The following is a 21,568-nucleotide window of genomic DNA, read 5'->3' as shown; positions in this document are numbered from 1 at the left end:
CTATGAATTCAAAAATTAAATCAATCCATGCCCGGCAAATTGTAGATTGTAAGTGCAGACCCATGGTGGAAGTGGATGTAGTAACTGAGGACGGATATCTCGGCAGAGGGTGCGCCCCCACCGGTTCTTCGGTAGGCATGTCTGAATCCTATGTTCTGCGGGATAACAATCCTGACGAATACCATGGTTTGAGTGTACATAAAGCGGTTGACAATGTGAACAATCTGATTGCTCCTGCATTATGCGGTATGGATGTCACCAGGCAAAAGGAAATCGATCAGATCATGATCGATCTGGACGGCACGCCAGAAAAAAAGAGTCTGGGCGGAAACGCAATTTACTCCACTTCCATCGCTGTATTTCGTGCTGCCGCCAAGGCATCCCGCCAGACTTTATATCAGTATATCGCCGGTGATACCATCCAAACAGTGCCGGTTCCGAGCTTTAATGTAATAAATGGCGGTCATTATGCAGACTTAACACAGCCATTCAATGAGTTTATCATCATGCCATACGGTGCATCGGATATTTACGAAGCAGTTGAAATGGGCATCAATACGTTCCAAGAGCTGGAAAAAGTAATTGCAAAGCATTTGGGACATAAACCAGAGGTCGCACCTTCCTATGGATATGCATCACCGTCAGCCGATCCGGAAGTGAATTTGAATCTGATCTCTGAAGCAGTAGAAAAATGCGGTTACACAGGAAAAATCGGCTTTGCCTTCGATTGTGCCTCCAGTGAAATGTACGACCGTAAAAACAATACATACCTTTTAAAGGGAGAGCGCGTGACTGCCGATGCCCTGATCGATTATGTAAAGATGCTGACCCAGAAATTCAATTTTGTATTTATTGAAGATCTGCTGGACGAAGAAGATTGGGAATCCTATCCAAAAGCACATAAGGAAATTACCAGGACGAATATCATCGGAGATGATTTTATTGTAACAAACTTAGATCGTTTGAAGAGAGCTTATGAACTGAACGCTCTGGACGGTTTTATCCTGAAACCAAATCAGGTCGGCACCATCACAGAGGCTATGAATGCCTATAACTTTGCAAAGGAACACGATCTGCTTGCCATTCCTTCCGGCAGAGCCGGAGGCGTCATCGGAGATGTAGTGATGGATTTCGCCGTAGGACTTCAGGTTGGCTTCATCAAAAACGGCGCCCCCCGCTCCGGTGAACGGATCGATAAGCTGAACTTCCTGATGCGTGCATGTGATTTGAACCCCGGATGCCAGCTTGCAGACATCTCGTCCCTGCTGAAATTTTAAAGCAAACAGAAAGGAGATAATTAAAATGGAAGCAAAATATAACCCCTACGAAAACATGCTCTCTGTTGTAAGCAATGCAGCCGAAATACTCGGCTATACCCCCAGCGACTATGAGGCCGTGAAATACCCGGAACGAGAACTGAAGGTTGCCATACCGGTTCGGATGGACGACGGCAGCGTGAAAGTATTTGAAGGGTTCCGCGTCCAGCACTCAACATCCCGCGGTCCCGCAAAGGGCGGCATCCGTTATCACCAGAATGTTGATCTCGACGAAGTCAAGGCACTGGCAGCATGGATGACCTTCAAGTGTGCCGTCGTTAATATCCCTTACGGCGGCGGAAAAGGCGGTATCATCTGCGATCCCACAAAGCTCTCGGAAAGCGAGCTTCGAAGCCTGACAAGGCGCTTCACGGCTATGATTGCCCCCATCATAGGGCCAGACCAGGATATCCCCGCGCCTGATGTCGGCACAAATGCGAATGTCATGGGCTGGATCATGGATACGTACAGCATGCTGAAAGGCCACTGCGTCCCCGGTGTTGTCACTGGAAAACCAATTGAACTCGGCGGCGCACTGGGAAGAAACGAGGCAACAGGACGCGGCGTCATGATTACAACCCTGAACATTCTAAAGGCTCTGGGGATGAATCCGGAAAATACAAAAGCCGCCATTCAAGGCATGGGAAATGTAGGCAGTGTGTCCGCAAAGCTTCTCTCTGAAAAAGGCTTAAAAATCGTCGCTGTCAGCGACGTATCCTGCGCCCTGTACAACCCGGACGGACTAGATATTCCTTCCATCCTGGAATACCTTTCTCAGAAGCGGGGCAACCTTCTGGAAGGATATCACAACGGAAATACCATCCATCTTACTAACGCAGAATTACTGGAACTCAACGTAGACGTACTGATCCCTGCCGCACTTGAAAACCAGATCAACACCTCCAACGCCGATAAAATACAGGCCCGGGTTATCGTAGAAGCAGCCAACGGCCCCACAACCATTGATGCCGATGAAATACTTGATAAAAAAGGAATCGCCGTTGTTCCCGATATCCTCTCCAATGCAGGCGGCGTTGTCGTCTCTTACTTCGAGTGGGTACAGAATATCCAGTCCATTTCATGGAGCGAGGAGCATGTAAACGAGCAGCTGAAGCAGATTATGGATCAGGCATTCCAGTCCGTATGGGATATCGCCAGAGAAAAGAAAGTCTCCCTGCGTACAGGGGCATATCTAATCTCGGTTAAGCGCGTCATTGACGCCAAAAATATGCGTGGAATCTGGCCTTAGGATATAAGAGAGAGGGCACGAAATAAAGGGATTGCCGAAAGCCGCCCAAATGCACATATGCCGTTGGGCGGCTTTCAGCAATCCCTTCATTTCGCTGGGCGCATCCGTTGACAAGTCTAATAGCCCGTCACAAACCTCTTGACACATCTCTTTTGTTGTTCTACAATGGGTAAGGATAATTAAATAAAACATTTCGGTAGGTGAGGCTACCACAGGGATTTGGATTTTCCTGAGATTGCTGCCGCGAGATTGTGGAGACACAACGAGCTGGTTAGCAGGCTATGTCGTGAAGGCATAACCTAATGCAATTGATATGCCCTGTGATGCTAAAGCTTGAACGGTGGATTCTTATGTACGGGTATGCTATGTTTCCGTCACTGTTCAGGCAGTGACGGTTTTTTTATCTTATAGGAAAGCTCACCTGTAAGATAAAAAAACCATCCCGGCGGGAAGCGCACTGCGCGCAAGAAGCAGATGTCGCGATGTGACCGCCGCAGGCGCGAGTTTCCAAACGAAACTCTGTTTTATATCTATCTCAGAAAGGTGGTGAGGTTATGGACGCTGGTGCCAGTTATCATTCGTGTAACAAACTAGAATTGAATACAGATTGGAGATGTTATTATGATGGACAAAGTTATATTTGTAGAACTCCTTACGCAGCACCACTACAAAGCTGTAAGGAGCATTTTGGATGTCATGAACGAAGTGGACATAGCCTCCCTTCTTTCGGACTTAGATGACAGGGAACTGGCCCTCGCTTTCCGCCTGATTCCCAAGGACAAAGCGGCAGAAGTATTTGCCAATATGAACAATTCCTTGCAGACATATCTGGTGGAAATGTTTACGGAAAAAGAATTAAAAGAGTTGTTAGATGACTTATATATGGATGATACTGTGGATCTGCTGGAGGAGCTTCCGGCTAATCTCGTTACCAGGATTCTGGATACAGTAAGCCAGTCAGAGAGAAACATGATCAATCTTCTCCTGAATTACCCGGATGACAGCGCAGGAAGTATCATGACGACGGAATATGTGGGGCTTCGCCAGTCAATGACTGTGGAGGAATCCATGGCCCATATTAAAAGAACAGGAATTCACAAAGAGACGATCTACACCTGTTATGTAACTGATAAGAGAAAACTGATCGGCATTGTGACAGCCAAGGAACTGATGACCTCGGATGACAACCTGCTGATCCGGGATTTGATGGAAACAGAAATCATCTCTGTCTCCACACACACCGACAAGGAGGAAGTGGCTCAGCTCTTCCGCAGATATGACCTGCTTGCACTCCCGGTACTGGATGCCGAGGGACTGATGGTGGGAATCGTCACATTCGATGATGCAATGGATGTCATGGTGGAGGAGGCTACCGAGGATATCACAAAGATGGCAGCTATGAGCCCAAGCGAACAGTCCTACTTCGAGACCTCTGTGTTCAGCCATGCAAAGCACCGTATCGCATGGCTTCTAATCCTGATGTTCTCTGCGACAATCACGGGGACTATTATTACAAAGTATGAGGATGCGTTTGCTGCTATCCCTCTGCTCGTTTCTTTTATACCTATGCTGATGGATACCGGCGGAAACTGCGGATCCCAGAGTGCTACACTGATTATTCGGGGAATTGCGCTGAATGAGATTCAGTTCCGGGATATTTTCAAAGTAATATTTAAGGAATTCCGGGTTTCCCTCATCGTCGGGGTTGCGCTGGCAGTGGCCAACGGAATCCGGATCCTGATTATGTACCATGATACGATGCTGGCCCTGGTTATCGGGTGTTCCCTTGTTATCACGATCATCCTGTCCAAGCTGATCGGGTGTATCCTGCCGCTGCTGGCCAGAAAAGTGAACCTGGATCCGGCGATTATGGCTTCACCGCTTATTACTACTATGGTAGACACCTGCTCTATACTGGTATACTTCAGTATTGCAACCAGGGTATTTAACTTATGACATTGCTTTTTTCTAAACCTAAGGGTAAGAATTACAATGTACCTTTTGGATAAAATAGTGATGAAACTATATAAGAGGCGATTAAACTAACGTATTTTTGAGCATGTATCGAAAGAAATATATCCTTTATGTAACAGTTCAGACTTATCTGAACTGTTACACCTTTCTGTCTAAACAATCATTTTGCAATAATCCAGAACTTGATCCGGGGTTATTAAAAAGCGTTTTACCAGCTTTGTTCTTATCTTCTCTTCACTGAAGCCTTCTTCACGATAGTCCATAATAAATGCCTTAATTCCCAATACACGTCCTTGCTCAATTCCTTGTTTTTCTACATTTTAGCATTCCGAAAACAATCTTTAAAACCTGCATCCGGACTGCAGAATGATATTTGAATAAGGGGTTGCTTCCCCGGTACGGATCACCGCCCTGCATGTTTTAAGCTGAAGCTTTAATTCTTCATGGGAAATGTATTCCACCTGGCACTGCTTAGGAAGCTTTTCACATAGTGCAAGGATTCGTTCCAGAACTACCGGATTGTCAGCTCTGATCTCCTCAGCCAGAACGATTTTCTCAATGTTCATATCAGCCGAAACTGTCTCCAGCACGTCCATAAAGGAGGGCTGCCCCTCTCTTAAAGCCAGGTCAATCCTTTCTGTCTCTTCCGGCACAGGCAGCCCACAGTCTCCAACGGCTATGGTATCTGTATGCCCCATATACGAGAGTACTCTTGAGATATCGCTATTTAGAATTCCTGATTTTTTCATACTTCCTGATCCTCCTTTTATCCTATACCCGAAGGGGCATGTACTACGGGGCGCCCTTTGGGTATCCTTATTCTGCCGCTTCAATCATTGCATAAATATTCTCCTGAGGAATTGAAGAAATCAAAGTGTTACATGTTGACAAAATATATCCCCCATCTGCTCCTGCTTTTTTGATTGTTTCTTTCACGGAAGCTCTGACTTCATCAGGTGATGCATGGCACATTATGTAGTCTAAATCGATATTCCCCCACAGACACAGCCTGTTACCGTATTTCTTTTTCACCTCGCCGATATCCATCCCCGCAGATGGCTGAAGCGACTGTATCCCATCAAATCCCGCTTCTGTTACTTTTTCCAAAACAGCATTCACATTTCCGTCACTATGCAGAAATACAGGGACATTTTTATAAGCTTTAATCTCTTTTACAGCTTGATTCCAAAATGGATAAACATTCTGTTCCATAATATGCGGCGGGAGAAATACGCCGGTATTAAAGGCCACATCGTCCCCGATTACGATCCCGTCAGCCCCGTTGTCAAGAAAGATCTTGGCTTTCTCAATCTCATAATCCATCACTTTTACCGCAATCTTATGCATATCGTCTGTATTGGTCATACTGTAAACCATAAAATCTTCCATACTAAACATTTCATCAAGCTGTGTGACAGGTCCGCCAATCTGAGCAAACACAAAAAAATCCGTCTCCTGTGCAAAACGCTTTACAATCTCTCCCGTTACCTTTGAACTATCGGGCTTTTTATATGCCTCTGCATTCTCTATTTCTTCTACAGCCGCTCTGACAAGCCGCCGGCTTCCAGACCCCATCTCGTAAATCTGGCCGTAAACAGTCTGTATCAGATGCCTCCCATTTTGTCCTGGCGAAAGCTCCCACTCCGGCCATTCGCCTACATTAACCAGATCCATCCGCAAAAGTTCACGAATCGCCTTCTCCCGCTCAAAACACTCATAGGCCAGCGGATATTCCCTGCCCAGGAGCCGGTTTGCAAGTTCCCCGTCAATATGCAGTTCGCCTTTTGGAACCCGGTCCGTTTCTTGATGCCGGATTGCTGCTGATACCCTCTCTTTTTTTGTCATACTGACATCCTTCTTTCGATATCCCCTTTGGTTATCGTATGGATGCACACTTTTGCAATGCCGCTTTGCAGTAATATATTTGATCGCGGCGTGTGCATTCTCCCTGAGGATTTATTGATATAAGAAATTCCAAAGGAATTTCCCATATCATGAAAACGCCTCCCTGGCCAGTTCAATAAACTTTACAAGATGCCTGTTTGTATGTCCGCATGTCCGTATATCCTTTAAGATCACTTCCATATAGCAGTCCTTTGTCTTTATAGCAACTTCTTTCAGATACTTCCGCATTTCACTTTCATCAAATCCCGTGCATATTTTGGACGGATCCGGTTTCCACGAAAAGATTGCTTTTTGGCCTATCTGTTCTGCGGCTTCCTCTATATCCGACCATGGACTGACGCTCAGACGTCTTATGTTTGTGATATGTCTGTATATAGCCTCATACTTGTGGTCGAGAGGCTCACAGCAGCCATAGCATCCCCTTCCAAATAAATTCAGCCCAATCTTCTGGTTGGCAATTGCGAATGTTTCGAACATCTCCGGGGAAACATTACTGAATTCCTGGGCATCTGCAAATCCCCACATATCCTTCAGCTTCACGTCTTCAGGCTCTTTCCAGGGAGCATTCGTGTAGCCCAGACTCCCGGAACCTGTATAGATATTAATCCGGTTATCAAATAAAAGCCGCTTCTCTTCCAGACGTTTCAAAAGCCTTGCCTTACTCTCTCCCATATGTCTGAACACACTGTTCAGAAGTTCCGGCTCATCATACAGGTCATACATCAGATTTTCCAGGCCTCTTAAATGTACCATTTCTATCAGATGGCTCTGTACAAGAACACTGTAGGGAATCTGAAACTCAAAATCCAGAATCCCATCCAGTACGTCTCCGGCTTTCTCCTGCATCGCGTTCTTTGTCTCTTTATCAGGAAGGAAATCCACTTCATGATTCAAAAGGATTTCATAGTCTTTTTCTGTTTTCAGGAAATTATCAAGGTGATATGCATTCGCTCCAATCTCCGGTTTTACTATGGAAATCCCCCACGCCGTCTCCTGTCTGGTATTTCCATAGAGATACCCTGTATAAACGCCTGGATAAGAAAAATAGAGACGCTTTTCAAATACAAAATCATCTTTCAGGTATTGGGCCTGGTAAAGGTACTTTTTGATTTTATTCTCCATATCCCTCAGAAGGGGGTCTTCACACTGCAGGGAAGACTCTGGAACAAGTTCCAGCCAACCACCGTCATCATCCGGACAGACCCAGATTAATGGCTGCTGAGGGGATATCAGATCGTTATGATCTGCCCAGCGTTTCCGCTTACTGATGTTCTCTTGTGTATCAGGCAGTTCTGCAAGCTTTTTGGCAAGTTCTCTAATATAGGCTGCCTGACTGCTGTAATCCTGCATACTTCCGCCTCCTATTCTCCGACCTGCGGCATGCGGTTTATGTGAATATCTGTAAAAATATCGGCCTCATCTACACTTCTGGTCGAAAATTCTGAGACAATACACCCTTCTTCTCCTGCCTGAAACCAGTGCAGTGTGTCTTCCGCAAGTGTGTATTGTTCTCCCGGATGCAGACAGATCTCATGAAAAACAGTAAAGTATTCTTCCATATCTTTTGGAATCTTCCCGGCAATCCCTTCTTTTTGTCCGCTGTCTGCAAATCCGCCCACATACAGAAAGACCGTTCCCCTGCGGCAGCGGAATGTCTCTTCCTTCCCTTTCAAACCGTCAATTTCCGGATGTCTGTGCTCCGGACAGATCTGGTAAGGCATCAGAACCAGTTCCTTCGCGCAGCACCTCTGCGTATTTACATATGTAATAACCTGCAGCCCGATTTCATCCAGCCGGTTCAACCCGAAATCAGCAACTTCAACCTGATTCTTTTCTTCTTCAGTAAGGGCAATGCCTGCCTTCTCAAGTGCAGAAAGCGTAGCCGCTTTATATTCTTCATACTGTTCTCTCGCTATCATAGATACCTCCTTTATTTTCCTTTAATCAAATAGAGTTTCTCCCGCGAAACCCGTGCCTTCGGCGGCCGCATTGCAGCAGCCGCCTCTTACGCCGCAGTGCGCATCCCCTAAGAAATGTATTCAATTTATATATGGAATTTAATAAAAAATATTTTTAGCTGCATCGGAAAAATAGCGCAGGTTTTGAGGCGGCACTTCAAAAAAATGATCACAGGCAGACAGAATGTATCCTCCGTCCAGGCCAAAACTTTCATAGAGCCGTCTTACCTCTGTTTCGATCTCTTCTTTTGTACCCGTCTCCAGAATATGGAACTGGTCCATCCCCCCGATCAGTCCCACAAACGGATGAAGCGCATTGTAGACTTTCTGCTCATCCTCCCTGTCACCGATGTCCCCGCCAACCGCCGAAGGAGAAAGTGTCTCCGATACGCTGCAGTGATTTTTTGCTATCAGATCTGCAATCCGTGTCATGCCCCCGCATGTATGATAGACGGAACGAAACCCGTGCTTTTTCAGGGCGTCATGCATTTTTATATCGTAAGGAAGGCAGAATTCTTCGTGGATATCGGGTGAGATCACCGTGTTGCTGGAAGCTCCGCCTCCGGTCTCCACAAGGTCGAAGGGCATCCCCGGCAGATTTTCCTCAATATAAGCCAGCTTTTGCCCTAATAAAATCTGAAGCAGCTCGTGTACCCACTCCGGATCGTCATAGGTCATAAGTATCAGGTTCTCGACACCATACAGTTCACAGGCGTCCTGCCAGCAGCCGCCCTGTTTCCCCCATATGAAGGTTCTTAATATACCATCCTCTCCCAATGCATCATAAGTCTGCGCAACTAGTTTTCTATCCAGTTTGGGAACGGGCCGGTATCTCCTGAGAAGATGGATATCCTCCTCCTTTTTTATCAAATGTTCCATCACCCAGCTAGTCATGGGACTGATGCCTTCTGAGGCCGTTAGTATTCCATCCGGTGTCTCAATCGTGTAGTGTTTCACATAAAAGCCTTCCCTCTGCTCCCGTGTACTGCTCACTTTCCACGTATCGCTTTCTTCGCCTGACACAGAAAATACATTGATCGAAGCATCCAGACCACACGCTTTATTTGCCTCAATATCACTCATTCCGTTCATATACGTTTTTAAATGATACGGCTGCCACTGATGAACCGTCACCGGCAGTCTGTCAGGGATTCGCCCTTCGATTGCACAGAGCATTCTTTCTTTTGATGTCATCTTTCATCCTCCACATACATTTTAACATCTTCTGTTTCAACGACAGCTTCCTTGTTTACAAAAACCGGCATATAATCCAGCGGGCACGTGAAAGAATACCACTTTCCACCCATATAAGTCCGTTTTTCCCCCAGCATCTCCACCCAGACTCCCTCAGGCAGGTATACCTGCCTGACAGCATCTCTGCCGCCGAAAACAGGGGCCACGAGGATATCTTTTCCGAAGAAATACTGGTCATACATTCCTCTTACATTTCTGTCCTTGGGATATTCCAATACCATGGGGCGGATGAACGGAAGTCCGCTTCCTGCACACTCGGATGCGGTTTTCCAGATATACGGCATCAGCCGGTAACGCAGACTGATAAATTGTCTGAGAATGTCAGTCGTCTCCTCGTCGTAAGCCCATGGCTGCCTTGTGGTTGTGCCATGCAGGCGGCTGTGTGATGTGAACAGTCCGAACTGCGACCAGCGGATAAAGATTTCTTTCGTTACGTCACCATAAAATCCTCCCATGTCATGACTCCAGAAGAGGACACCTGACATCGCTATAGACAGGCCTGCACGCAGTGTTGCGGCCATCCCTTCGTAGCTGGAATGAGGATCTCCGGACCAGCAGACCGGAAACTGCTGCATGCCCGCACAGCCGCTTCTGGCCCAGACAAGAGCATTTCCCGCCCCCTTACATTCCTGTGAAACCTCAAATACCGCCTGATTATAAAGCCTGGAATATACATTCCTCAGTTCTTTTCCTGTCATCCCGTTAGAAAACAGCGCATCATAAGGAATGTCTTCGCCAAAATCAGTCTTCAGGACATCCACGCCTTCCTCCAGCACAGTTTTCAATTTTGCTTTAAACCATGCAGCCGCCTCCTCATTGGTAAAATCCAGAAGGACGCAGGGCGACAGAAGTCCGTGCCATAAGTCCGCCTCATAAGGTTCTCCCTCTTTGTTCTTTGCAAAGTAACCCTTTTCTTTTCCTTCCTGATACATCTCCGTGGTAATTGTCACATAGGGATTGATCCACAGGCTGATTTTGTAGCCTTTTCCCCTTAGCCCGGCTATCATTTTGCTGCGGTCCGGATACTGGGCTTCATCCCACACAAAATCACACCATTTATCTTCTCTGAGCCAGTAACAGTCAAAATGCATGACATCACATGGAATCTTTTCCAACCGGAAACGCCTTGCATCCTCCTCCACATTCTTTTCAGAATTCCCTTTAAACCCCGTTGAGTACCACAGCCCAAAGGACCATTTCGGAGGCAGTACAGCCGGCCCCGTCAGATTTACAAAGGCAGAAAGCACCTCCTTTGGAGATGGTCTGACAATCAGATAGTATTCCAGCGAGCTGTCCGGAATATGTGCACTGAGTGTAGCCGCTGATTCACTCCCAATATGAAAGTCAAAGATTCCGTGATGATGCACAAAAAGTCCATAGCCATAGCTGCTCATATAGAATGGAATGTTCTTATATGCCGTTTCATCCCTGCATCCCAGGGTGTCAAAGTTCCGCATGGACACTGTCTGCCCCCGCTTATCGAACTGTGTAAAATGCTCGCCCAGTCCATAGATACTTTCATCATAGTGAAGCAAAAACCCCAGATTCATTCCCTTTAATTCGTCCCCATCCATGCTGTATCCTGCCGGTGGTATCTGGTTATATCCGTCCCCCACAGAATCCACATCGTTTTGGCTCTCCCGGCAGGCAATCCTTCCGTCTGCATGATAGATCCGGAAGGCAAAAGGGGATTTTCTTATTTCTATCCGGTATTCTTCCGTAGTGATGCAATACATTTCCTCTGTCTCTGCTGTTTTTACAGATGCCTCCTGTAGAAACTCTCTTCTAACCACCGGATACTTCACCGGTGTGAATTCTCCCTTGGCAATTCTTATCCGTATGATACCCGACTGATATGCACAAAGACAGAGGTTGATTGATTCTCCGAAATTATCCAGCGCTTTGATTCTGAAGTTTCCGCCTTCCATCTCCACCCCCTTCAGAACTGCCGGAAAATGATGCTGATATTCTTTGTATCTTTTTTCCATATCTATTCCTTTCCGTGTTTCTCTACATATTTTATGATCTCTTTTGCGGACTCCATCTCCTCCGTCTCTGTATGGATATACAACCCCTTCCCGGAAAGATGTTCAAGCAGGATAGGAACATCGGACGGAGGCGCCATGATAATCAGGGCTTTCCCAGCCCCCTGCATGCGCTTCAGAATATGCAGGTAATGGGAGGCCGGGGGCTGTCCTGCGACATGAGTCCATTGAATTGCTTTCAATTTTTTCAGGCCCAGTATGTAATCCAGATGCTGTTCCTGTTCAACACCGTCAAAATGGTACACGGGGTATTCCAGCCATTCCATCTGTTGTTCCAGTTCATCCACAATAAATTCTCTGTACATCTCTTTCGAGAACATCACCGACATATCGCACTGCATATGCGCCAGTCTCCCCGGAGCAAGAAGATGCATCCAGGCATGCGCCCCGCCCCCATTGAGCTGCTCGGTTATCCGATAAAACATTTCATTTGTTTTTATCCATCCTTCATTCAGAATCCGGACTGCTTTCTTTACTTCTTCCGGCTGGGAGAGCATATCCATCAGAACGTTTTCCGTCCCGTAGAGGTGCCCAAGTGCATCCACCGTTCCGCTGCTGTCCGGCATCCCTATAAAGTAGCTGTCTTTGGCGCGTTCTGTCAGACAGCGTGTAATTTCAAGATGTTTTTTCAGGCGTTTTTCCGTATAACTGCCCTCTGCTTCAGATAAACCCTCCCAAACCGGGTCAAACCAGATCGTGTCGTTCCCATAAGCAGGGACAGCCCCGTAATAATTACAGTGCCCGCTGGTTCCGTAATTCTGGAAGATAATGGGGAGAGTTTCGCCCCCTAAGAAAGTATTTTCAAGTCTTTCCATGTTATTTTGGTATATTGTCTCCGGATCTTCCCAGTATTTCCGAAGCTCTTCGGGCTTTCCGGTAAGATCTTGGGAATTATGGAACATGGAAATATTTTTTCCCTTTTCTTTCGGGGCTGTCACTGATATCAGTACCCTGTCTATCATCTCTCTGTCCCAGAATGCATACAGTCTTTTTCTTACTATATCAATGTCCTCTTTGAATCTCATTGCCGCCTCCTAAGGTTTGGTCTCGATATATAACGTTATAATCTGTCCGGTTTTGATTTCAAATCTTATTTCTCCGTTTCGCACTTCCAGTTTCTTCTGCTTTTCCTCCGCAAGGTTCGCCATGTATACCTTATCCATTCCGGGCTGCACCGGCAAAACCACTTCCTGCCTGTCGTCCAGAATGCTGTAGATCCTCAGGATAACGCCATCCTGCCTTTCCGAAATCTTCAAAGCTGAAAGCTGGACGCCTTCCGGCAGCTTATTCATAAAATTTCCCGCATGTTCTTCAGCCAGGAGACTCCTGCACCCGTTTTTTAAAGACTGCGTGTAGACCGGGCAGCGGAATCTCTCAATCACATCAAAAGCTTCGGCCGTGCGGTTCGGATGATATACCACACAAAAATCAAAGCTGTGGTTTCCGATACACTGCGCTTCCTCCGTCTCAATTGTCCAGCCGCCGTTTCCATGCCGTGTCAGCAAATCCGTTCTGGAAAGCCACCCCACACACCGGAGAAGTGTCAAATTTACGGCTGTTCCCGCTTCTGTCTGTACTGCTTCATATTCCGGAAGCCCTGTTGTTCCCACACTCATCGCCTCACAATTGTCATGAATACCAACGTAACCGTGATTAGGATGTGTGGACTGTGGATATTCCATCCATTTTTCAGGAACTTCAACTTCAACTGGACGCTCTGTTATATCAAATATCTGGTAAGACTCACTGGTTTTCGTCCGTATTCCTGATGGAAACTGTACCTGGAGCCTGTGATCTCTAGCATTGTTTTCAAAGTCCAGATGACAGTCAATCCGATTTATCCCGCTGTATAAGGTGATTTTCATAGCAAAAGAACATTTGGTCATCGCCTTTTTCCTTGACCTGCGGTCTTCACTGAGTGCTTCCGGAAGTATCATATTTCCGCGGAGTATCAGAGCCTGGCAGATACCCTCCTGAATTTCTTTCTCAACCTCCAGTGCAGAACCGTCTATTGTACATTCACGATCCTCTTCCGGCCATGAATATGTATATTCATCACCAGCATCCCCCTTATCAATCATTCTGGCAAATCCTTCATGTTCCGCCTGTGTCCTTTTATCCAGCAGGATAAGCCCTTTTTCCCCTGCACTCAGACGGTAGAACTCATTCTCTATGGCACTGCCCTCTGTCCTGACTGCCCAATCAGATGGCTCATCAGACGGCGCTGCTGTCAGCTGGTGGCAGCCATATGTAAAGCCGGGAAGCATCACACCCACGCGGAACTTATTTACCTTATAAATCTCCGGCATGGTATGATCCTGGTACAACGTATTGTAATCCTTCTTTGCCTCCAGAATAACATGTGGTATCTTCCTTCCCGCCTCATCCGTAATTCTGATTCCCGCCGGGATATCCGGATGGCAGATGCTATTCTCACAATCTACAATTACAGACTTCGTATAGTCAACAGACTGTACAAGCGTCTCATCCATACAGATCTCCAGTTCCGCATAGGCCGGCTGTTCTTTAACGCACGGTTCAAACAGAGCGATTTCTGCCGCTCTCTTGTCTGCCCGCTGCCCCTTCGTTTCATTTCTCACTACAGTGTCGTGCATCAGCGTATCTTCCAGCTGTTCCACACAGGCGTAGCGTGTCATCATTTCCCGGTGCACCTCGTCAATACTGCATCCGCAGATGCTGTCATGGGGATGGTTTTCCAGAATCTTCTTCCAGATATAGTCCAAATACCCGCAGCTGTCGAATTCCCGTCCGCTCAGCTTTTCAAGCGCAAGCAGGGGTTCCAGATAGCGCTCCGCTTTATTCTGTACAATATCATTTCTCTGCTTCAAATACATTCTGCTTGACAGAGTGCCTCCAAGCAGCATAGAACACTCGCCCGAACGAATCTCACCACGGAAGGCTGATAGTGCAAAGGGGTCAGACCCCTTTGTACGTTTCTCTAACTGTTCCCGAAGTTCATTCAGGTAATTTTCCATAGTGGACAGTTCAATATAACACTCCGGTATCTGCTCATTCAGCTGTCTGACCACCTCACAGATATCCTTCTGCCCTATGATATGATCCGAGCCGTTCATCAGAAGGACCACATCTGTTGTTGATTTTGCCCCCAGGCTTTCAATCAATTCTTTCACCCTTGGCACGGTAATATCCATGTCACTGCTCAGATTCCCGCTGTTGCCATAGCCATGTGGCATATGGATACAAAGGACACGCGAGTCCGGAAAAGGAGATTCCCAGTAAAATTCTGTCTTATCCATTTCTCTGGAAGCGCCCCGCCAGAATACCATCGTATGCATCCCCAGCCCCACCGCTATCTGGGGCATCTGTGCCGGGTGCCCGAAGGAGTCCGGCAGGTAGGCCGTCTCCATTTTATGCCCAGCTTCCGCCGTTACCTGTGCACCTTTCAAATAATTCCTTATATGAGACTCCCCGCTGATTAAAAGTTCATCCGGCAGAACATACCACGGTCCACAGATAATTTTTCCCGTCTTCAGCGCGTTGAAGAGACGTTCTCTGCAATACGGTTTTATCTCCAGATAATCTTCAATCGCTATTGTCTGTCCATCTAGCATAAACGAGACATATTCCGGAACCTCTTCAACCAAATCCAGAAGCCCGTCTATGAGCCTGACCAGTTTTGTCCTGAATTGTTCCCGTGTCAGATACCACTCCCTGTCCCAATGGGTATGGCAAATCATGTGTGCCTTTAATTTTTTCATAGTTCTATCCTTTCACTGCTCCGCTTGTCATGCCTGAAATAAAATGCTTCTGGAAGATGATAAACAGCACTGCAGGTATAAAAATCGCAATCGCTGTCGCACAGGTTATCGGGCCCCATTTTACGCCCTGTTCTGTCATAAATGTATACAGTCCGATTGACATCGGCTGGATCTTTGTGCTGGAGGTCAGAGTCATGGCAATGACAAATTCATTCCAGCAGGTAAAAAATGTAATGACCGAAGTTGCGATAACTCCCGGCATAGTTAGCGGTAATAATATTTTCGTAAATGTTCCGAACGTAGAGCAGCCGTCAATCAACGCCGCCTCGTCCAATTCTCTTGGTATGGAATCGTAAAACGACTTGAGGATCCAGACCGAGAACGGAATATTTATGGATACATATACGGCTATAATCCCCGGAAATGTATCCAGAAGCCTCATATTGTTCATCATGACGTACAGCGGAACAATCAATACACTCGCTGGAAGCATCTTCGTTACCAGAAGCAGGAGCATCAGCGGTTTATTTGCCTTAAACTTATATCTGGAAAACCCATACGCTGCCAGTATAGACAAAACCCCCGCAATCAAAACAGTCGCAGAACTGATAATAAAGGAATTCCGAAATCCGATCGGCATCATGGTTTCAAGCAGCACCTTTTTATAATGGGCAAGGGTTCCGTTAGACACATACCACTGAGGGGGATAAGCAAACATATCTCCGGGCTGTTTGAAGGACGTGATGATTACCCAGTATATTGGTGTCAGAAAAGCTAATATTACAAGGATATACAATATGTAAACTCCGATCGGCCTGGCCTTCTTTTTCCATTTTCTCATTCTTCACTTTCCCCCTTAAATACAAACATATATACAACGGTAAGTATCAGGCTTATGAGGGGCATGATGACAGCCATAGCCGCTCCCTGCCCAAGCTGGTGGAACTTGAATGCCGAATTATACATGTACAGCGGCAGCACTTCTGTGGCATTTTTAGGTCCGCCCCCTGTCAGGGCATATATAATATCAAAGTACCCGATGGTACCGATTGTGATCATAATCAGATTAATTAAAAATGTACTCTTCATCATAGGTATTGTTAAGTATATAAATTTCTGAAACCCGTTTGCGCCGTCTATGGCGCCAGCTTCATAAAGCTCTCCCGGGATCTTCTGCAGCCCCGCCATCTCAAGCATAAAGGTAAACGGAACTCCGATCCAGACTGTGACAAACATTAAGGTAGTCAGGGCCATATTGCTGCCGAGCCAGTCTTTGGGACTGCCGCCGAGCTGGATCAATACCGCATTCAAAAGCCCCATTTTCCCGCTTCTTAGGATCCATTTCCACATAAGGCCAAGAGCCACCGGCGGTACGACCCACGGCAGTATGACACTTGTTCTCCCGATACCAGAAAAAGGTCTCTTTTTCTGGAAAAGAAAGGCTAGGGCAAACCCAAGGGTAAACTGCCCCACAACTACAACTGCCGAGAACTTCAGCGATACAACACAGCTGTGTATGAAATCTTTGTTCTGGAACAGTTCCGCATAGTTCTTCATGCCGATGATTTCCTCAGTCCCCATCCGAAGTAAATTCAAATCTGTAACACTGATATAGAAGGAATAGAAAAATGGATAAATAGTAAAAACACCAATCCATATCAATGCAGGTAATATGAAAACCAAGTATATATGCTTCCTAATAAATTTTCCCATTTTGCACCTCGCTATTATTGGAAAATGGTAAAGGTTCAGACCTGTCTGAACCTTTACGAAAAATGGCTCATTTGCAAATTTGAAATGAGCCATTTCCACGTACGTTCACTTTCTACTGCTTCATAATCTCATCAGCAGATTTCTGTGCTTTCTCTGCCTCTTCTTTGATAACGCCCTCCAGATCAGTCTCTCCTGTAGCCGCACTCTGTACAATCTCTTTAAAAGATTCGTCTGCAGCACTGTAAAATGCTACTGCATCTCTTGGCTTAGCCGCATAGAGACCCTGAGAATACGCCTGCCAAACAGGGTCATTCTTGAATTCATCCTGCTCATATACTTCCAACAGACTTGACATCTGTCCGATTCTGGTGAAAAGTGTCTGTACCTCCACACTCCTGTAGAAGTCCATGAAGTTCCAGGCAAGCTCCTGCTGCTCCGGGTCATCGGTAAACATAGCAAGTGTCCATCCTCCGGCTGTTGTGCACGGCTCCTGCCCTGGAACTGCAGGAATATCTGCAATGCCAACCTTAGAGATAAACTCTTCGCCGCCAGAATCTTTCATCAGAGGATAATGCCAGTTTCCAAGAATAGCCATAGCAGTCTGACCGCCTACAAAGTTCGCTTCTACGTCCGTAAACTTCACAGATGCAATATCCTCAGCCACGATCTTCTCATCAATCAGTTTCTGAATGAACTGCATGGTATCAAGCATTGCGTCAAAACTCTTACCTTCACCGAATATCACTTTTTCTTTTCCATCTGTCAGCTCAGCGCCTTCACCATGCCCCCAGAACCACGGCAGAAGTGTACAAGAGGTAACGGCATCCGGAAACGCAGGAATTCCAAGCCCATACTGGTCAATTACGCCGTCACCGTCTTCGTCAACCGTCAGCTTTTTCCCCATTTCCAGCAGCTCGTCCCAATCTTTCGGAGGCGCGTCATATCCCGCCTCTTTTAAAATGTCTTCTCTGTAATATAGATTCCAGAGACCGCCGTGGAACCAGACTGCTTTTGCTTCTCCATCTACCATGCTTCCTTCTGCAGCGTACGGATAATGTTCCGCCCGTTTCTCTTCGGTAAACCACTGATCCAGAGATACCATTGCGCCGGTTTTGTCGACTTCCGCCAGATTTGAGCCGTCTACCATACAAATATCGGCCACATTGTCTGCATTAATATCCTGCAGAAGCTTTGGAAGGTAATCATCCGTTCCTATCGTGATTTCAAGCTCTGCATTATTCTCTTCTTCCCACTGGTCAAATAGCTCCTGCAGACCTGGAACGTTCTGCGGCGCAGCCCAGGAGTTCGTATTAAATGTCAGAACTTTTTTTCCGCTGTCTGTCTTGCTTTCCGTGCTCTCTGATTCGGGAGCTTTTGTTTTACAGCCTGTAAACATGGTTGCTGCCATTGCTGCGGTTAACATAACCGCAATCATTCTCTTTTTCTTCATTGTTTCTCCTCCACTTTTGTTTTGTACACGTGTAATATTGTTTTATTTATCATATCGTACATTTACAGTCATGTCAATTAATTTTTTATGTGCAAATATGCTAATTTATTATTGTTTTTTTCGTCAAAATAGCAAATTAAGCTTTTGAATATTGATTCTTAATATTACAAATGTTATAATATCATTGTACCAATCCTTATTTTTGTAACATTTTGTAACATTCAGTTTTTTAAAAAGGAGTACGCATCATGAAAAAAAGAGCAGAAGTTACACCTCAAGGCATTTCGCTGGATGGCGAACTGCTACCACTCTACTCCGGCGCCGTGCATTACTGGAGGCTGGACCGCACGTTATGGAAGGATATTCTGGAAAACGTGAAGAAAATGGGTTTTCATATTATAGAAACTTACATTCCCTGGTCAGTACACGAAATCTCCCGCGGGGAGTTTGATTTCGGAAGGATTGATAAAAGAAAGGATCTGGATGCGTTTCTTACGCTGTGCGAAGAGCTCGATCTTTTCGTTCACGTCCGCCCGGGTCCCCACATTAACTCGGAGATGACTTATTTTGGCTACCCGAAACGAATCGTGTACGATACAGCCATTCAGGCCCGTTCCCCTTATCATACGCCGGTAAACCTCCCTCACTCGCCCAAGGTGATCCCGGTCCCCAGTTATGCCAGCGAGGCCTTTTACCGGGAAGTTGAAGTGTATTTCGATGCGCTCGCTCCGATTATAAGAAAACATGCCTATCCAAACGGAAATATAATTGCACTACAGTCTGATAATGAAACCTGCTATTTTTTCAGGGAGCGGCCTTATGTTTCCGATTACCACCCTGACTCTGTGGCGCTTTACCGCACAATGCTGAAGGACAAATACACTTCCATCGAGACTCTGAACAGGGTATACAGAAGTTCCTGGAAGGAATTCAGTGAGATCGAGCCGCCACATGGCTTCTCTGGTTCCTGCAGAGAGGATCTTCCTTATTATCTGGACTGGGCAGAATACAAAGAATTTCAGATATGCATGTGTCTGCGCCGTTTCGCAGATATGTGGAGGGAAAGAGGGGTCTGCCTGCCTTTTTATCAGAATACTGGGTACCATTACTACACGCCTGTTGATAACATACGTATCGAACGCGAATGTGTAGATATCTGCGGGATCGACATGTATCCAAACCGTACCGCCCTAAAACCAATCAGGGAAAAGATACGCTATATGAGCGGAAGCAGTATACTGCCCTTTGTGCCGGAATACGGAAGCGGGGGCTGGTTTGAATTTCCCGCAACATTTCTGCCGGAAGAGGAGGAATTTACCACATGCTATGCATTTATGAACGGACTGAAAGCGATTAACTACTATATGCTGGTGGAGAGGGACCGGTGGCAGGGCAGTCCCATTACAAGAGACAACCGGATACGCCGCGGTTACTTCGAATTCTACAGTCGCTTCCAGAATTTCTTATACGAGAACAGGTACTGGGAATTCTTTAGAAAACCAAAAGTACTTGTATTGAAGAATTATGACTGTGCCCGGATAAAAGCCGTTTTATCCTCCATGGACTTTGCCCCCCTGGATGTGAATACCTTCGCTCCCGGATTCAACCTTCCTTCGGAACTGTTTTCCATCGGAAATATATTTGGTTTCGAACACTTTGATGAAGATAACTCGCACTGGGCTTCCGAATACTGGATCGAAAATACAATCCGGGAACTTTCGCGCCTGCAGATCGATTTCAACATCAGCGACACGCACCTTCCTGTCCAAAAAATGCTTTCGTATGACTATATTTTTGCATCCTCCTACGACTTCATGTCCGAAGATGCACAGCATGCACTCGCTTCATATGCACACTCCGGAAAAACACTGATTCTGGGGCCGGGACTTCCTTATTTAAACATGGAAATGTTCCCCTGTAACATTTTGGAAAAGGCCGCAGGGCTCGACAATGTCCGGCTCTGTACCAAGGTGGATTCCCAACTTTTAAATAAACTCGATATTCCCATTCCATTCAAAACCCAGGACGAAGGCATTGAACTTAGCTGCCATTACCGGGAAGAGACGGTTTTCCTTTGGGCTGCAAATACACTCGGCCGCACACAGGAATGCACCATAGAATTCTCGGGAAAGAGAACCTTTAAACCCAAATACAATGCCGGCTGCAAAGAGGGCACCGATGCCATTTTTCTATGTATGCCTGCCTACTCTATCAGCATATGGGAGGTACTGCCATGATTCATCCTAATTGTAAATATTTAGACATTTATCCTTACACCTGGCGGCATCTTGGTGAACTGATGGAGTTTCTGAATCCACGCCGCAAAACTTTGTATATCCTGCATGATCAGGGAATTATTTGTAAAGCTGCAGATTCTGATAATAAGGCCTGCGTTCTTCCTTTTTCCAAATATCAGTCTGAAGAATTTCCTTCCTGCCGGCTTTTCGAGCTGTATCCTGATATCGACGAAATCCATGTGCTTGAATACGCTGCCCTTGTCCACTACTACACCTCGGTGCAGAGTATCAGCCTGGAAGAGAAAAATACAATGCAATATCTGGACTTCATTACAGATTATTACAGTTGCCATAAAGGGATAGACATTTATTCCCGCAGAAAGTGTTCCGGCACATTTTACCGGAAAGCTCTGGATTATGCCGGAAAATTTTTAAAGGACAGGCAAATTGTATTTTTTGTTGTAACAAAAGCAGAATTTATCTGGTTTGATGTTGTTTTATTGGTAGAAAATGGTACAATAACGGAAATTAGAACTTTAGACACACTGAAGAGTGAAGCATGGTATACTTCTCCCTGTCCTGCTCTCGACGAAGCTGCCCTAAAGCTCACAGAAAAGTTCAGCCGTCCGGTCAGAATCATTCACTATGAGCACGAGGCGCTGCCTTTACTCACAGCGTTCTGGGAAAATTATTGTGTCTGAAGTCCATCAAACAAGGAGGATTCTAT

The 21,568-nt window shown here is 46.1% G+C and carries 16 protein-coding genes and 1 riboswitch; of the genes, 5 read left to right on the top strand and 11 right to left on the bottom strand.

All coding sequences use genetic code 11. From position 1 onward, the window contains the following. Positions 1 to 2: 2 nt before the first annotated feature. From eno to mgtE, 3 genes are all read left to right on the top strand, one after another. The gene (gene eno, locus MWG26_RS07090) at positions 3 to 1,277 is read left to right on the top strand and encodes a phosphopyruvate hydratase (RefSeq protein WP_025655323.1); all 1,275 of its coding nucleotides are present in this window, start codon (positions 3 to 5) and stop codon (positions 1,275 to 1,277) included. 25 nt (positions 1,278 to 1,302) lie between these two features. Next, positions 1,303 to 2,565, top strand: a complete 1,263-nt coding sequence (locus MWG26_RS07085) for a Glu/Leu/Phe/Val family dehydrogenase (RefSeq protein ID WP_025655322.1) — start codon at positions 1,303 to 1,305, stop codon at positions 2,563 to 2,565. A 185-nt stretch (positions 2,566 to 2,750) separates the two neighbouring features. After that, positions 2,751 to 2,917, top strand: a riboswitch (M-box (ykoK) riboswitch). A 272-nt stretch (positions 2,918 to 3,189) separates the two neighbouring features. After that, complete coding sequence (gene mgtE / locus MWG26_RS07080) at positions 3,190 to 4,521, top strand: magnesium transporter (RefSeq protein WP_025655321.1); 1,332 nt, start codon at positions 3,190 to 3,192, stop codon at positions 4,519 to 4,521. A gap of 359 nt (positions 4,522 to 4,880) precedes the next feature. Here the strand turns inward: mgtE and rbsD are convergent, their stop codons facing one another. The 11 genes from rbsD to MWG26_RS07025 form a co-directional block, all read right to left on the bottom strand. Then, complete coding sequence (gene rbsD / locus MWG26_RS07075) at positions 4,881 to 5,288, bottom strand: D-ribose pyranase (RefSeq protein ID WP_025655320.1); 408 nt, start codon at positions 5,286 to 5,288, stop codon at positions 4,881 to 4,883. Positions 5,289 to 5,355: 67 nt separating this feature from the next. Then, positions 5,356 to 6,384, bottom strand: a complete 1,029-nt coding sequence (locus MWG26_RS07070) for a uroporphyrinogen decarboxylase family protein (RefSeq protein WP_025655319.1) — start codon at positions 6,382 to 6,384, stop codon at positions 5,356 to 5,358. Between the two features lie 147 nt (positions 6,385 to 6,531). Next, entirely contained in the window at positions 6,532 to 7,794 is a 1,263-nt protein-coding gene (locus tag MWG26_RS07065) for a hypothetical protein (RefSeq protein WP_025655318.1), read from the bottom strand. An 11-nt stretch (positions 7,795 to 7,805) separates the two neighbouring features. Beyond that, complete coding sequence (locus MWG26_RS07060; RefSeq protein ID WP_025655317.1) at positions 7,806 to 8,363, bottom strand: D-lyxose/D-mannose family sugar isomerase; 558 nt, start codon at positions 8,361 to 8,363, stop codon at positions 7,806 to 7,808. Between the two features lie 138 nt (positions 8,364 to 8,501). Continuing rightward, complete coding sequence (locus MWG26_RS07055) at positions 8,502 to 9,596, bottom strand: uroporphyrinogen decarboxylase family protein (protein ID WP_025655316.1); 1,095 nt, start codon at positions 9,594 to 9,596, stop codon at positions 8,502 to 8,504. Then, the gene (gene yicI, locus MWG26_RS07050) at positions 9,593 to 11,644 is read right to left on the bottom strand and encodes an alpha-xylosidase (protein WP_025655315.1); all 2,052 of its coding nucleotides are present in this window, start codon (positions 11,642 to 11,644) and stop codon (positions 9,593 to 9,595) included. The genes MWG26_RS07055 and yicI overlap by 4 nt, the downstream gene beginning before the upstream one ends. A 2-nt stretch (positions 11,645 to 11,646) precedes the next feature. Then, on the bottom strand, positions 11,647 to 12,726 hold the full coding sequence (locus MWG26_RS07045) for a uroporphyrinogen decarboxylase/cobalamine-independent methonine synthase family protein (RefSeq protein ID WP_025655314.1): 1,080 nt from the start codon (positions 12,724 to 12,726) through the stop codon (positions 11,647 to 11,649). A 9-nt stretch (positions 12,727 to 12,735) separates the two neighbouring features. Next, positions 12,736 to 15,441 (bottom strand): alpha-mannosidase, encoded by a 2,706-nt coding sequence (locus tag MWG26_RS07040; protein ID WP_025655313.1) that lies wholly within the window; start codon positions 15,439 to 15,441, stop codon positions 12,736 to 12,738. Between the two features lie 4 nt (positions 15,442 to 15,445). Next, positions 15,446 to 16,282, bottom strand: a complete 837-nt coding sequence (locus tag MWG26_RS07035) for a carbohydrate ABC transporter permease (RefSeq protein WP_025655312.1) — start codon at positions 16,280 to 16,282, stop codon at positions 15,446 to 15,448. Beyond that, a complete protein-coding gene (locus MWG26_RS07030) occupies positions 16,279 to 16,998 on the bottom strand; it encodes a carbohydrate ABC transporter permease (RefSeq protein ID WP_181969563.1) in 720 nt (239 codons plus the stop codon). The genes MWG26_RS07035 and MWG26_RS07030 overlap by 4 nt, the downstream gene beginning before the upstream one ends. Positions 16,999 to 17,266: 268 nt before the next feature. Further along, positions 17,267 to 18,604: an ABC transporter substrate-binding protein gene (locus MWG26_RS07025; RefSeq protein ID WP_117440726.1), complete on the bottom strand. Its 1,338-nt coding sequence runs from the start codon at positions 18,602 to 18,604 to the stop codon at positions 17,267 to 17,269. Between the two features lie 248 nt (positions 18,605 to 18,852). Here MWG26_RS07025 and MWG26_RS07020 point away from each other — a divergent pair, with 248 nt between their 5' ends. Then, positions 18,853 to 20,841, top strand: coding sequence for a beta-galactosidase (locus MWG26_RS07020; protein ID WP_025655309.1), 1,989 nt, complete (start codon positions 18,853 to 18,855; stop codon positions 20,839 to 20,841). Beyond that, entirely contained in the window at positions 20,838 to 21,542 is a 705-nt protein-coding gene (locus MWG26_RS07015) for a hypothetical protein (protein ID WP_025655308.1), read from the top strand. Before MWG26_RS07020 ends, MWG26_RS07015 begins: the two co-directional genes overlap by 4 nt. The last annotated feature ends 26 nt before the right edge of the window (positions 21,543 to 21,568 follow it).

The organism is Faecalicatena contorta, from assembly GCF_022835095.1.
Taxonomy (GTDB): Bacteria; Bacillota; Clostridia; order Lachnospirales; family Lachnospiraceae; genus Faecalicatena; species Faecalicatena contorta.
The sequence above is the reverse complement of the archived record's forward strand: the minus strand, read 5'-3'. Positions and strand labels throughout refer to the sequence as shown.